Genomic DNA, 14,421 nt, shown 5'->3' with positions numbered 1-14,421 from the left:
GCTACATAGCCACTTCCACATGGCCGGGGGCCATTACCTGCGCCTTGATAACGCGTTGGGAATTAAGGTTTTTCACCCGAATCTGTTCTCGCATGCCACCGTTGGATAACGCCTCGCCCGGCATCCGCACGGCCAGGGTGCCGCTGCGGGCGGTGATGACCACCTGATCGCCCTTGCGGACCACTTCGGCCTGTTCCAGGTGGACCAGGGTAATAATCTGGTCGGCGACCATTGGTCGGACAAGTTTCTGGCCGATGGCCTGATCGACGGAGGTGAGGAAACCCTGGTTGATCTGGCTGACATCCCGTTCCCGCAGCGTCACATCCTGAGGCTCGACGATCCCGGCCCGTTTGAGCGGACGGGTGGTGGTGACGATTTCGCGAAACAGGCGCACTTGAGCGGGCACGAACACCGTCCAGGGCGCGGCGCTGTCGCAACGCAGCTTCACCGTGACCCGACCCAATGGTCTGGCCGGGCTCTCCAGAGAAGCAGTCAATTCCTTGTCACACATGGGCATGCGCAGGCGCGGATCGAGCTGGTTGACTTCGATTTCGTAGCGACCTTCGGTTTGACTGGTTGCCAGGTAGTCTTCTACGGTGAATTCAAGAAAGCCCTGAGTGACGCCGATAAGGAGATCAGGCAAGGTAACCGGAACAGCACCAACGGCAGGGCCGCCCAAAGCGAGCAGGCAGGCAGCCAACAGTGCACCGAGCCAGTGGCGGCAGTGAGTGGTCAGGCGTCGAAAAAATGTCGTTTGTGCGTTCATGCCGGTTCAATAGCAAGCCCCGTGCCGTTTAGTGATGAATGCGCGTCGGACACATTAGCGTTAGGTAGGAGTCAGGGCATGGCGGGAGTAATGGATTCGGTAAACCAGCGCACTCAACTGGTCGGTCAGAATCGCCTGGAGCTGTTGTTGTTCCGTCTCGACGGCCAACAGATGTACGGGATCAACGTGTTCAAGGTTCGCGAGGTGCTTCAATGCCCGAAGCTGACCCTGATGCCCAAGTCCAGCCCCGTCGTGTGCGGTGTGGCCAATATTCGCGGAGCAACCATCCCGATTCTTGATCTGGCGATGGCCACCGGTTCGGGGCGGTTGCTGGATCAGAGCAATCCGTTCGTGATCATCACCGAGTACAACACCAAGACCCAGGGTTTCCTGGTGCGCTCGGTGGAGCGCATCGTCAACATGAACTGGGAGGAGATCCATCCGCCGCCCAAGGGCACCGGTCGCGATCACTACCTCACGGCGGTGACCCGGGTCGATAACCAGTTGGTGGAAATCATCGACGTGGAGAAAATCCTCGCCGAAGTGGCACCGACCCCGGAAACGATTTCCGTGGGGGTGGTCGACGCCGAAACCCAGCACAAGGCGATTTCACTGCGTGTCCTGACGGTCGATGATTCTTCGGTGGCACGTAAGCAGGTGACCCGTTGTCTACAAACGGTCGGTGTCGAAGTGGTAGCGTTGAACGACGGACGCCAGGCCCTGGATTACCTGCGCAAGCTGGTGGAAGAGGGCAAGAAGCCGGAAGAGGAGTTTCTGATGATGATCTCCGACATTGAAATGCCGGAGATGGACGGGTACACCCTGACGTCGGAAATCCGCAACGACCCGCGCATGCAAAAGCTGCATATTGTCTTGCACACTTCGTTGTCCGGTGTTTTCAACCAGGCAATGGTCAAGAAGGTGGGGGCCGATGATTTCCTGGCCAAGTTCCGGCCCGATGACCTGGCTTCCCGGGTGGTCGAGCGCATCAAGGCAGCAGAATAAAGGTCGGGCGCGTTGTGCGCCCGGCAAATCAACACGATGAAAGAGGCGGTATTTTGTCTACGGGTAATTTGGATTTCGAACAGTTCCGGGTCTTCCTGGAAAAAGCCTGTGGCATTTTGCTTGGTGAAAACAAGCAATACCTGGTGTCGAGCCGTCTCAATAAATTGATGGAACAGCAGGGCCTGAAATCGTTGGGCGAACTGGTCCAGCGCATCCAGACACAGCCACGCAGTGGGTTGCGCGAGATGGTGGTGGATGCCATGACCACCAACGAAACCCTGTGGTTTCGCGACACCTATCCGTTCGAGGTGTTGAAGAACAGGGTGCTGCCGGCGGCTATCAAGGCCAGTCCGGGGCAACGCTTGCGGATCTGGTCGGCGGCCTGTTCGTCGGGACAGGAACCCTATTCGCTGTCGATGTCCATCGATGAGTTCGAGCGGACCAATATCGGCCAACTGAAAATGGGCGTGCAGATCGTCGCCACCGATTTGTCCGGGACGATGCTCAATAACTGCAAGACCGGTGAGTACGACAGCCTGGCCATCGGTCGTGGCCTGTCGCCTGATCGCCTGCAACGCTACTTCGACCCCAAAGGGCCGGGGCGCTGGGTGGTCAAGGCACCGATCAAGAACCGGGTGGAATTCCGCTCGTTCAACCTGCTGGACAGCTACGCCAGCCTGGGCAAGTTCGACATCGTGTTCTGCCGCAACGTGCTGATCTACTTCTCTGCCGAAGTGAAAAAAGACATCCTGCTGCGCATCCACAGCACGCTCAAACCGGGCGGCTACCTGTTCCTCGGCGCCTCCGAGGCACTGAACGGTTTGCCGGACCATTACCAAATGGTGCAGTGCAGCCCAGGGATCATCTATCAGGCGAAGTGATTTGCTTGGGTTGTCAAAAAACGGGAGTCCTCAGGGGCTCCCTTTTTTATACCTGCCAATTTCCTCCCCACCACCACTATCCCTGTGGGAGCGGGCTTGCTCGCGAATGCGGTGTGACAGTGACATTTATTTCGACTGACACACCGCATTCGCGAGCAAGCCCGCTCCCACAAGTTGAGTGTCATTGCGCTTGAGAAGCGGCAGAAAAGCGGCAGCCAGCGGAAACCGATTGCCGCTTTTCTGGCATTGCCGCCTTGCCGATGCCCGCAAAGCCCCGGTTTATGGGGTTTTTGAAAGTGGCACGACGCTTGCTATGTCCATCGTACGTAAATTCTGGTCACCCGAAGGTTTCCAACATGAGCATCAGTTTCGATAAAGCGCTCGGCATCCACGAAAAGGCTTTGAGCTTCCGCGCCCAGCGTGCCGAAGTCCTGGCCAACAACATCGCCAACGCCGACACCCCGAACTTCAAGGCTCGGGACCTGGACTTCTCCAAAGTGCTCGCCGAGCAGAACGAGAAGACCAAGAACGGCCACTTCGCCCTGAACATGACCAACAGCCGTCATATCGAAGCCGAAGGCCTGGGCAATGGCGATGAATCGCTGATGTACCGCACGCCAATGCAGCCTTCGATCGACCAGAACACTGTGGATGCTCAACTGGAACAGTCCAACTACACGGAGAACTCCGTGAACTTCCAGGCCAGCTTCACCCTGCTCAATAGTAAATTCAAAGGGCTGGTATCGGCCCTGCGCGGAGAGTAAGTCATGTCGATTGCGAGCGTATTCAACATTGCCGGCAGCGCCATGAGTGCCCAGACCACGCGTCTGAACACCGTCGCCAGTAACATCGCCAACGCCGAGACCGTTTCGTCGAGCATCGACCAGACCTACCGCGCCCGTCACCCGGTGTTCGCCACCATGTTCCAGGGCGGCCAATCCGGCGGCAGCGACTCGCTGTTCCAGGAGCAGGACGCCGCAGGGCAGGGTGTGCAGGTGCTCGGTGTGGTCGAAGACCAGAGCAACCTCGACGCACGCTACGAGCCGAACCATCCGGCCGCCGACGCCAAGGGCTACGTCTATTACCCGAACGTCAACGTCGTCGAAGAAATGGCCGACATGATTTCCGCCAGTCGTTCGTTCCAGACCAACGTCGAAATGATGAACACCGCCAAAACCATGATGCAGAAGGTCCTGACCCTCGGTCAGTGATAAGGGGCGAGTCACATGAGCGTCACCAACACTACCAGTGGTTTGAGCCTAAACGAGATTCTGGCCAACTCCTCGGTCAAGACCAACACCACCACCGATGGGCTGGGGGCGGCAACGAACGCAGCTACCGGCTCCAAGGAGCTGGGCAAGGATGCGTTCCTGCAACTGCTGGTCACCCAGCTGAAAAACCAGAACCCGCTGGAGCCGCAGGATAACGGCGAGTTCGTTGCCCAGTTGGCGCAGTTCAGCAGCCTGGAAGGCATCACCACGCTCAACGAAACCGTGAGTGGTATTGCCGGCAACTACAACTCGTCCCAGGCTCTGCAAGCCTCCTCCCTGGTGGGCCGTTCGGTCATCGCTCCGGGTGACAAGGCGGTGGTCGATACCTCCAAGAGCCTTAACGGCACGGTGGTGGTACCGGCCTCGGTGTCCTCGCTCGCGATCAAGATCGCTGACAAGGACGGCAAGACCGTCCGTACGATCGAGCTGGGCAGCCAGAATGCCGGTAACTCGGCCTTCATTTGGGATGGCAAGAACGATGCGGGCACCACCCTTGAGTCGGGCACTTACACCTTCACTGCTTCGACCACTATCGACGACAAGCCTGTGTCGCTGATCACCCACCTGCCGGCCACTGTCAGCAGCGTGACGATCAGCCAGACGGGCGGTGAGCTGATGCTCAACCTCGCCGGGCTGGGCAGCATTGCCCTGTCCAAAGTACAAACTATTGGTATGTAGAGCCGACTAAACCGGCAAAAGGAGTGCAACATGTCTTTCAACATCGGCCTTAGCGGTCTCTATGCAGCCAACAAGCACCTGGACGTAACCGGCAACAACATCGCCAACGTGGCGACCACCGGTTTCAAATCGTCCCGTGCGGAATTCGAAGACGTCTACTCGGCTACCAGACTGGGCAGCGGCACCAAGACCGTCGGCAACGGCGTGCGCTTGGCCAACGTCTCCCAGCAGTTCAGCCAGGGTGACGTCAACAACACCGGCAACGTATTGGACATGGGTATCCAGGGCTCCGGCTTCTTTGTCCTGAGCAACGACGGTTCCCTGAGCTACACCCGTGCCGGTACGTTCAAGACCGACAAGGAAGGCTACATCACCAACAGCGATGGCACTGCGCGTTTGCAGGGCTATGGCGTGGATGCCAATGGCAACATCCTCAACGGTATTCTGACCGACCTGCGCATCGACACCTCCAACCTGCCGCCACAAGCGACCAGCCTGGTTTCGTCGACGATCAACCTGAATTCGACAGCAACGCCGATTTCACAGGCGGCGCCCTACGTATTCGATCCAACCGATACCGCCACGTTCACCAAGCAATTCACCACCCCTGTCTACGATACCCAGGGTAACCAGCACTCCATGGACCAGTACATGGTCAAGACTGGGGCCAACACGTGGGATGTCTACACCCTGATCGATGGTCGTAACCTGAATGGCAGCGCGCCGGTCGCTCCAAACGCTCCCGTTCCTTCAACGATGACCTTTGATTCGAGTGGTAAGTTGGTCCAGGTCAGCACCCCGCCTGCGACCATCAACAACGATCTGGTACTCACTGGCTGGGTGCCTGGCACCGTGACCAACGGTGTGTGGGCCGCCAACGGCGCCGGCTCGTCGACTATCACCGTCTCCATGGCCAACACCACCCAGTTCAACGCCGACACCGCGCGTTCGATTCCTGCCCAGAACGGCTACGCCACTGGCCAGATCACCAACCTGACCATCGACGGTAGCGGTGTACTGTTGGCCAACTTCAGCAACAACCAGACCAAGCCGATCGGTCAGCTTGCCCTCGCCAGCTTCACCAACGAGCAAGGCCTGCAGCCGGTAGGCGGCAGCAGCTGGAAAGAAACCTTCGCGTCGGGCATCCCGGGCTACGATGCCCCGGAAACCGGTACCCTGGGTTCGATCGTCTCCAACTCCCTGGAAGAGTCCAACGTCAACCTGACCAACGAACTGGTCGAGCTGATCAAGGCCCAGAGCAACTACCAGGCGAACGCCAAGACCATCTCCACCCAGAGCACCATCATGCAGACCATCATTCAGATGGCGTGATATCGATGGATGCTTGAACGTTGCACAAGGAGCCCCTCGCACGAGGGGCTTTTTCTTGAGCGCAGGTTTTTGTGGTGCCTGTTCCGGCCTCTTCGCGAGCAAGCCCGCTCCCACAGGGGGACGCATTCCAATGTGGGAGCGAGCCTGCTCGCGAAGGCGTCGGCACATTCAATAGGGTCACTGGCTGAACCACCGCTTTCGCGAGCAGGCTCGCTCCCACAGGAGGACGCATTCCAATGTGGGAGCGGGCTTGCTCGCGAAGGCGTCGGCACATTCAATAGGGTCACTGGCTGAACCCCCGCTTTCGCAAGCAATCCCGCACACAGGGATTTTCAGTGAGCGCAACTCTTGCGAACGAACCGGAACAAATGTGGGAGCGAGCCTGCTCGCGATGGAGTCAGCCCAGTCGCTACTTTTCTCAAGGCAAAAGAAAACCCCCGATCAGTCCAGCGAACTCATCGGGGGTTCCTTTTATTAGCAAGCGCCTTGCAGCGCCCGCCCACTCAGCTTATTGGCAAGCTTCGCAATCCGGCTCGTCAATCGCGCACGCCTTTGGCACGGGGGCCGGGCCGGCAGGAGCTGCCAGGACCGAATCGTCACCGTGGTTGCCGCCGCTGGAAACTGCGTTCAGCTTGCCGGTGTTGATGGTCGACTTCTCGGTGCTGGTGGCAGCCAGGGCACGGAGGTAGTAGGTGGTTTTCAGGCCACGGTACCAAGCCATGCGGTAGGTCACGTCCAGCTTCTTGCCCGAAGCGCCGGCGATGTACAGGTTCAGCGACTGAGCCTGGTCGATCCACTTCTGGCGACGGCTGGCGGCGTCGACGATCCACTTGGTGTCCACTTCGAACGCGGTGGCGTAGAGCTCCTTGAGCTCCTGCGGAATGCGTTCGATCTGCTGCACCGAACCGTCGTAGTACTTCAGGTCGTTGATCATGACCGAGTCCCACAGACCGCGAGCCTTGAGGTCGCGAACCAGGTACGGGTTGATCACGGTGAATTCGCCCGACAGGTTCGATTTCACATACAGGTTCTGGTAGGTCGGTTCGATCGACTGCGACACGCCAGTGATGTTGGCGATGGTGGCGGTCGGTGCGATGGCCATGATGTTGGAGTTACGGATGCCTTTCTGTACACGGGCGCGAACCGGTGCCCAGTCCAGGGATTCGTTCAGGTCAACGTCGATGTATTTCTGGCCGCGTTGCTCGATCAGAATCTGTTGCGAGTCCAGCGGCAGGATGCCTTTGGACCACAGCGAACCCTGGAACGTCTCGTAGGCGCCGCGCTCGTCGGCCAGGTCGCAGGAAGCCTGGATAGCGTAGTAGCTGACCGCTTCCATGGACTTGTCGGCGAACTCCACCGCAGCGTCCGAACCGTACGGGATGTGCTGCAGGTACAGGGCGTCCTGGAAGCCCATGATGCCCAGTCCGACCGGACGGTGCTTGAAGTTGGAGTTCTTCGCTTGCGGCACCGAGTAGTAGTTGATGTCGATCACGTTGTCGAGCATGCGCACGGCGGTGTTCACGGTGCGTTGCAGTTTGGCGGTGTCCAGCTTGCCATCGACGATGTGGTTTGGCAGGTTGATCGAGCCCAGGTTGCAGACCGCGATCTCGTCCTTGTTGGTGTTCAGGGTGATCTCGGTGCACAGGTTCGAGCTGTGGACCACGCCCACGTGCTGCTGCGGGCTGCGCAGGTTGCACGGGTCCTTGAAGGTCAGCCATGGGTGGCCGGTTTCGAACAGCATCGACAGCATCTTGCGCCACAGGTCTTTGGCCTGGACGACTTTGAACAGCTTGATCTTGTTGTACTCGGTCAGGGCTTCGTAATACTCGTAGCGCTCTTCGAAAGCCTTGCCGGTCAGGTCGTGCAGGTCTGGCACTTCGGACGGCGAGAACAGGGTCCACTTGCCGTCGTCGAAGACGCGCTTCATGAACAGGTCAGGGATCCAGTTGGCGGTGTTCATGTCGTGGGTACGACGACGGTCATCACCGGTGTTCTTGCGCAGCTCGATGAACTCTTCGATGTCCATGTGCCAGGTTTCCAGGTAGGCACACACCGCGCCCTTGCGCTTGCCGCCCTGGTTGACCGCGACCGCGGTGTCGTTGACCACTTTGAGGAACGGCACCACGCCCTGGGATTTGCCGTTGGTGCCCTTGATGTAGGAGCCCAATGCGCGAACCGGGGTCCAGTCGTTGCCCAGGCCGCCGGCAAATTTGGACAGCATGGCGTTGTCGTGGATGGCGCCGTAGATGCCCGACAGGTCATCCGGCACGGTGGTCAGGTAGCAGCTCGACAGTTGTGGACGCAGGGTGCCGGCGTTGAACAGCGTCGGGGTCGAGGCCATGTAGTCGAAGGACGACAACAGGTTGTAGAACTCGATGGCGCGGTCTTCACGCTGCTTCTCTTCGATCGCCAGGCCCATGGCCACGCGCATGAAGAAAATCTGCGGCAGTTCGAAACGGATACCGTCCTTGTGGATGAAGTAACGGTCGTACAGGGTTTGCAGGCCCAGGTAAGTGAACTGCTGGTCACGCTCGTGGTTGATCGCCTTGCCGAGCTTTTCCAGGTCGAACTCGGCCAGTACCGGGTTCAGCAATTCGAATTCGATACCTTTGGCGACGTAGGCCGGCAGGGCCTTGGCGTACAGGTCGACCATCTCGTGGTGGGTCGCGCTCTCGGCGACTTCCAGGAAGCTCAGGCCTTCGGCACGCAGGGTGTCCATCAGCAGGCGCGCGGTCACGAAGGAGTAGTTCGGCTCGCGTTCTACCAGGGTCCGCGCGGTCATCACCAGGGCGGTGTTGACGTCCTTGAGGGCGACGCCGTCATAGAGGTTTTTCAGGGTTTCGCGCTGGATCAGGTCGCCGTCGACTTCTTCCAGGCCTTCGCAGGCCTCGGTGACGATGGTGTTCAGGCGGCCCATGTCCAGCGGCGCCAGGCTACCGTCGGCGCGTGCAATGCGGATCGACGGGTGAGCCAGTACCGGGGCGTCGGCCGGGGTGCGGATGGCGCGTTCCTTGGCGCGAGAATCACGGTAGATCACATAGTCACGCGCCACTTTCTGCTCGCCGGCACGCATCAGGGCCAGTTCGACCTGGTCCTGGATTTCTTCGATGTGGATGGTGCCGCCCGACGGCATGCGACGCTTGAAGGTCGCGGTGACCTGTTCGGTCAGGCGGGCCACGGTGTCGTGGATGCGCGACGAAGCGGCGGCGGTGCCGCCCTCAACTGCGAGAAATGCTTTGGTGATGGCGACGGTGATCTTGTCATCGGTGTAAGGAACGACAGTGCCGTTACGCTTGATCACACGCAGCTGGCCAGGCGCGGTAGCGGCCAGATCCGAGTTCGAATCAGCGGCCAGCGGCGCGGTGCCCTGCGGGTTCTCGCGAGTTGTGTCGGTGTGCATGGGTGTCTCCACATTCTCTATGTTTGTTTGGGCACCATCACGGTGCCCACCGTTCCGTCCTGAAGCACTACAACCGACTGGCGCCGGGTATAACAACTTCGGGACAGTAGGAAGCAGGCCTGAATACCGCGTCCTTCCGAAGTTCTGGGCTTCGAGCCAGGGCTCGAAACCGGATTGCAGAGGTGCCTGCAATGGACTGCAACACCCGTACCGTTCTGGTCGTTTTGACCTTGAAACGATGACCATCCGCAGGGGGCGGTCTGGTCGTGGGGGAATGCGGTGTTTCAGTCGGACAAAGGCAAGAAAAGCGCTTGAATTCTCTGTCCGACTTGTGTTTGGTTTTTAGCTGAAAACCCTACATGTAGGGTTTTTTGCGCGACGGGCTACAAGATAATGCGTTTTGGGGGATGAATGCAACGTGCTACCTGTGGATAAGCCTGTGCGTAATTTGTGTGCGAAACGTGGAACCGCTCTGTAGGCCGCGACCTTGCTGGAGTGGACCTTTTTTCATCGTTTTGACGATCCGAAAACAGCCCAGTGTTTTTTGCGGGCGCGGACGTTACCACACAAATCCCGCGCGACCGAACGCATTTGTCCGCTTGTTTTATGCAGGGCCGACGTTTATACAATCGGCCCGTGCATGAGCATGCTTATCCTCCTTTAACATGACAAAAAGAGGAGCAGCGCAGAACCCTACCTGTGGGAGCGAGCCTGCTCGCGATGACGGCGGTGCGTTCAACATCGGCTCTGACTGATACACCGCCATCGCGAGCAGGCTCGCTCCCACAAGGAGAGTGGTACGCCTTTCCTTATTAGGTATTCACCGTAAGAGGTCCCCCCGTGGAACAAGAAGCCTGGCAGGTATTGATCGTCGAGGATGACCAGCGGCTGGCCGAGCTGACGCGCGAGTACCTGGAAAGCAACGGCCTGCGCGTGGCCATTGAAGGCAACGGTGCGGTGGCGGCAGCACGGATCATTGCCGAGCAGCCGGACCTGGTAATCCTCGACCTGATGCTGCCCGGCGAGGACGGCTTGAGCATCTGCCGCAAGGTGCGCGAGCATTACGACGGGCCGATCCTGATGCTCACCGCCCGCACCGATGACACCGATCAGATCCAGGGCCTGGACCTGGGCGCCGACGATTACGTTTGCAAACCGGTACGGCCACGCCTGCTCTTGGCCCGGGTCCAGGCCCTGTTGCGACGCAGCGAACCGGAACCGGCCACGCCGCAAAAACCACGGCGCCTGCAATTCGGTCCGCTGGTGGTGGACAACGCCTTGCGCGAAGCCTGGCTGCAAGACCACGGTATCGAGCTGACCAGTGCCGAGTTCGATCTGCTGTGGCTGCTGGTGTCCAATGCCGGACGCATCCTCTCCCGGGAAGAAATCTTCACTGCCCTGCGTGGCATCGGTTACGACGGCCAGGACCGCTCCATCGACGTGCGCATCTCGCGCATCCGCCCCAAAATCGGCGACGACCCGGACCATCCACGGCTGATCAAGACCATCCGCAGCAAGGGTTACCTGTTCGTTCCCGAAGCTTGCGTAGACCCGACGCCGTGAACTCGATCTTCCTGCGCATTTACGGCGGCATGTGCGCGGCCCTGGTGCTGGTGGCGGTGCTCGGCGTGCTGGCCCTGCATTTACTCAACCAGACTCGCAGTGAGCAGTACCGCGAGCGTCTGGCCCACGGCACGTTTTCCTTGATGGCCGATAATCTGCGGCCCATGAACGACACCGAGCGACGCCGGGCCCTGGCGGTGTGGGAGCGCCTGCTGGGCATTCCCCTGGCGTTGCAGACTTACGCCCAGACCGATCTGGATCTCGGCCAGCGCACCCGTGTCATGCGCGGCCAGGCTCTGGTGGAGCAGACCGGGCCCCATGCGGCAAAAGTCTATCGGCTGGTCAGCGACGGCGAAAAACTGATGCTGGTCGGGGAAGTCCGCCAGATCAGCGAGCAACTGGCTCGGGCAACTATCTACCTGCTGGCCGATGAGTTGGTGCGCTACCCGGTGGCCGAGCAGCCTGAACGCCTGGCGCAACTCAAGCAGGAAAAAGGCTTCGGGTTTGACCTGCAGCTGATGACCATCGCGCAGGCGGACATGGACGAAGACCAGCGTCGTCGCGTGGCCGAGGGTGATACGGTCATGGCGCTGGGCAAGGGCGGTGACTCGATCCGGGTGTTCGCCGGCATGGTCGGTACGCCGTGGGTGCTGGAAATCGGCCCGTTGTACCAGATGAATCCTTATCCGCCTGAGTGGCTGGTGCTGATCGCGGCGCTGGGGTTGAGCCTGATCGGGCTGATCGTTTACCTGTTGGTGCGCCAGTTGGAGCGGCGCCTGCGTGGTCTGGAATCGGCCGCTACTCAGATCGCCCAGGGCAGCCTGGAAACCCGAGTGCCGGCCCGCGGTGCCGACTCGGTAGGACGACTGGCCGCCGCGTTCAACGGCATGGCCGAGCACTTGCAGCAGTTATTGGCGATCCAGCGGGAGCTGGTGCGCGCGGTGTCCCATGAGTTGCGCACCCCGGTGGCGCGCCTGCGTTTTGGTCTGGAGATGATCGGCAGCGCCACCACACCCCAGGCCCGGGACAAATACCTGGCGGGTATGGATCACGACATCGAAGACCTGGATCGGCTGGTGGACGAGATGCTGACCTATGCGCGACTGGAGCAGGGATCGCCGGCCTTGAACTTCCAGCGGGTGGATCTGGATGCGCTGGTCAATCAGGTGATTGAAGAATTGGGGCCGCTTCGGGCCGGGATTACGGTCGAGCGTGGCCTGTGCCTGTCTGCCGCTGATTGCGATGGCGCCTGGGTCGAGGCCGAGCCGCGCTTCCTGCATCGGGCCCTGCAGAACCTGGTGAGCAATGCGATGCGTCACGCCAGCGCCCGGGTGACGGTCAGTTACCAAGTGGGTCAGTTACGTTGTCGGGTCGACGTCGAGGACGACGGGCCCGGCGTGCCGGAGGCGGCGTGGGAGCGGATCTTCAAGCCCTTCCTGCGCCTGGACGACAGCCGGGCCCGTGCTTCAGGTGGCCATGGATTGGGGCTGTCGATCGTGCGGCGGATCATCCATTGGCACGATGGCCGGGCGTTGATCGGCAAGAGCAAGAGTCTGGGCGGGGCCTGCTTCAGCTTGAGCTGGCCGAGGCATCAGGATAGGTCCTGAGAGGTGCGGCGCTTGTGTGGCCTCATCGCGAGCAGGCTCGCTCCCACAGGAGACTGCATTTCAATGTGGGAGCGAGCCTGCTCGCGATGAGGGCCTGAAAAGCGCCACAATGCTCAGGCCTTGATCCCCACCAGACTCAACAACTGCCCATCCTTCACACCAAACTGCGCCGACAGCTCACGGCCATGACCCCACTCGGCCGACAGGTCGGTGAGCAACCGCAGCTGGACCTGTCCGTCGTGCGTCCACTCCAGTATTTCGGCATGCTCGAAATAAAAGCGCTGCCTGACGATCGGGTACAACGCCTTGAACAGGCTTTCCTTTACGGAAAAGGTCAGGGTCACCAGCAATGCCCGGTCATCTTGCGGGGTCGCGGCCATGCGCAGCAGTTCCGGCGGCGTGAGGATTTCACCGGCCAGACGCTCGGCGCGCTCGGGGTCGAGCAGGTTTTCCAGGTCCATGCCCAGTCCATGCCAATGGTCTTTTCTGGCGACGATGGCCGCTGCCCGGCCAGTGCTGTGGGTGATCGAGCCACTGACATGGGCCGGCCATACCGGGGCGCGGTCGTCAGCGATGGCCGGCACGCAGATCTGCCCGTCCAACTGATGGAGAGCCGCCCGGGCGCAGATCCGCCCGGCCAGGAATTCCGCCTGACGCTTGGCCACCGAACGCTGAATGCTCGCCGGTGGTTCGATAGCGCTGTTGGGGAAGTCATTGCCGGTCAGCAGCAGTGGATCAAAGCAGGTGCTCAGCAGCACTGTATCGGACAAGGCTTCGGGCAACAGCCATTGATCATCCAGAGGCGTGCAGCAGGCGGGCAGGTTGGGGAGTGCGTTCATGCCCGGCATTTTGCCGGGTTGCCTTGGAACTGGATAGTGGCGACGCAATTGGCCCCGTAGGAGCTGCCGAAGGCTCGGGCCGCGTTCGGGCGATCTTTTGATCCTTGATCGCGACTCAATGGCCTGGGACAAGATCGCAGCCTCGTTGCACTCGTCAGCTCCTACCGGGGGACACAAAGTTCTCTGCTACGGGTGATGCGTCAGCCAAAAATCTTCTTGAAGAACTTCTGCATGTCCGCCCAGGATTTTTCGTCGGCCTCTTTGTTATAGCCAATGTCCGGCCCGCCATGTTCACCGTGACTCAGGCGGTCGGCATCCGGGTTGCTGAAGCCATGTTTGGCGCCTTCAAGGTTGACGAATTTGTAGTCGGCACCGGCCTTGTCCATTTCGCTCTTGAACGCGGTGACGTTGTCCGGGGTGACCATGCTGTCCAGCGCGCCATGTTCGACCAGGATCCTGGCCTTGACGCTGCCCGGTGTCGCCGGGGTATTGGTGACCAGCGCGCCGTGGAAGCTCACCACACCGGCCAGCGCAACACCCTGGCGCGCCGCATCCAGCACCACCTTGCCTCCGAAGCAGTAGCCGATGGCGGCGATTTTGTCCGGGTCGGTGTGGGGGTGTTTCTTCAGCAGGTCGAGCCCGGCCTGGAACCGCGCACTGGCGGCCTTGCCGTCCTTGAGGGCGGCCTGCATGAACGCCATGGCGTCCTTGGGATGCTCGGTGTTCTTGCCGTCGCCGTACATGTCGATGGCCAGGGCGCTGTAGCCCAGGCCCGCGAGGTCACGGGCGCGGCGCTTGGAATAATCGTTCAGCCCCCACCATTCATGCACAACCACCACGCCCGGGCGCGGGCCTTTGACCGCGTCGTCGTATGCGTAGTAACCAATCAGTTTGGTGCCGTCGGCACTGGTGTAGGGGATCTCCTGGGTCTGGATGGCGGCGTGGCTCACAGCGCTAAAGGCCAGAAGTACAACAGCAAGCAACCTGTGCATGACGGATCTCCTTGATAAATGCAGGGGTGAGACAGAACACTCTAGCCGATTCATTCAGCGCAGGTTCAGAGAACGTTCAAGGGCCAT

Annotated in this window: 12 protein-coding genes; 8 read left to right on the top strand and 4 right to left on the bottom strand. The window is 60.3% G+C overall.

Annotated elements, in window-relative coordinates; genetic code table 11:
- Position 1: 1 nt before the first annotated feature.
- On the bottom strand, positions 2 to 766 hold the full coding sequence (flgA, locus tag BM132_RS17540; RefSeq protein WP_092457266.1) for a flagellar basal body P-ring formation chaperone FlgA: 765 nt from the start codon (positions 764 to 766) through the stop codon (positions 2 to 4).
- Positions 767 to 844: 78 nt separating this feature from the next.
- Here flgA and BM132_RS17535 point away from each other — a divergent pair, with 78 nt between their 5' ends.
- The 6 genes from BM132_RS17535 to flgE all read left to right on the top strand — a co-directional run bounded on the left by BM132_RS17535 (position 845) and on the right by flgE (position 5,933).
- Entirely contained in the window at positions 845 to 1,771 is a 927-nt protein-coding gene (locus BM132_RS17535; protein WP_047228760.1) for a chemotaxis protein CheV, read from the top strand.
- Positions 1,772 to 1,824: 53 nt separating this feature from the next.
- Complete coding sequence (cheR, locus tag BM132_RS17530; RefSeq protein ID WP_092392907.1) at positions 1,825 to 2,652, top strand: protein-glutamate O-methyltransferase CheR; 828 nt, start codon at positions 1,825 to 1,827, stop codon at positions 2,650 to 2,652.
- A 356-nt stretch (positions 2,653 to 3,008) separates the two neighbouring features.
- Complete coding sequence (gene flgB, locus BM132_RS17525; protein ID WP_092392904.1) at positions 3,009 to 3,416, top strand: flagellar basal body rod protein FlgB; 408 nt, start codon at positions 3,009 to 3,011, stop codon at positions 3,414 to 3,416.
- A gap of 3 nt (positions 3,417 to 3,419) precedes the next feature.
- Positions 3,420 to 3,863, top strand: coding sequence for a flagellar basal body rod protein FlgC (gene flgC, locus BM132_RS17520; protein WP_014339780.1), 444 nt, complete (start codon positions 3,420 to 3,422; stop codon positions 3,861 to 3,863).
- Between the two features lie 15 nt (positions 3,864 to 3,878).
- On the top strand, positions 3,879 to 4,601 hold the full coding sequence (gene flgD, locus BM132_RS17515) for a flagellar hook assembly protein FlgD (protein WP_092392901.1): 723 nt from the start codon (positions 3,879 to 3,881) through the stop codon (positions 4,599 to 4,601).
- A gap of 30 nt (positions 4,602 to 4,631) precedes the next feature.
- Complete coding sequence (flgE, locus tag BM132_RS17510; RefSeq protein ID WP_092457262.1) at positions 4,632 to 5,933, top strand: flagellar hook protein FlgE; 1,302 nt, start codon at positions 4,632 to 4,634, stop codon at positions 5,931 to 5,933.
- 508 nt (positions 5,934 to 6,441) lie between these two features.
- Here the strand turns inward: flgE and BM132_RS17505 are convergent.
- Complete coding sequence (locus BM132_RS17505) at positions 6,442 to 9,333, bottom strand: ribonucleoside-diphosphate reductase subunit alpha (protein ID WP_092457259.1); 2,892 nt, start codon at positions 9,331 to 9,333, stop codon at positions 6,442 to 6,444.
- Positions 9,334 to 10,173: 840 nt separating this feature from the next.
- On the opposite strand from BM132_RS17505, the gene BM132_RS17500 reads away from it, so the two are divergent.
- Together BM132_RS17500 and BM132_RS17495 are read left to right on the top strand one after the other, a co-directional pair.
- Positions 10,174 to 10,896, top strand: a complete 723-nt coding sequence (locus BM132_RS17500) for a response regulator (RefSeq protein WP_092457256.1) — start codon at positions 10,174 to 10,176, stop codon at positions 10,894 to 10,896.
- Entirely contained in the window at positions 10,893 to 12,503 is a 1,611-nt protein-coding gene (locus tag BM132_RS17495; RefSeq protein WP_092457253.1) for an ATP-binding protein, read from the top strand. Before BM132_RS17500 ends, BM132_RS17495 begins: the two co-directional genes overlap by 4 nt.
- Before the next feature lie 113 nt (positions 12,504 to 12,616).
- On the opposite strand, the gene BM132_RS17490 is transcribed toward BM132_RS17495, so the two are convergent.
- Complete coding sequence (locus tag BM132_RS17490; RefSeq protein ID WP_218157843.1) at positions 12,617 to 13,342, bottom strand: 4'-phosphopantetheinyl transferase family protein; 726 nt, start codon at positions 13,340 to 13,342, stop codon at positions 12,617 to 12,619.
- Between the two features lie 200 nt (positions 13,343 to 13,542).
- Complete coding sequence (locus tag BM132_RS17485) at positions 13,543 to 14,334, bottom strand: dienelactone hydrolase family protein (protein ID WP_092457247.1); 792 nt, start codon at positions 14,332 to 14,334, stop codon at positions 13,543 to 13,545.
- Positions 14,335 to 14,421: the final 87 nt, after the last annotated feature.

It is taken from the genome of Pseudomonas sp. NFACC45, assembly GCF_900113505.1.
Classification (GTDB): Bacteria; Pseudomonadota; Gammaproteobacteria; order Pseudomonadales; family Pseudomonadaceae; genus Aquipseudomonas; species Aquipseudomonas tehranensis.
The sequence above is the reverse complement of the archived record's forward strand: the minus strand, read 5'-3'. Positions and strand labels throughout refer to the sequence as shown.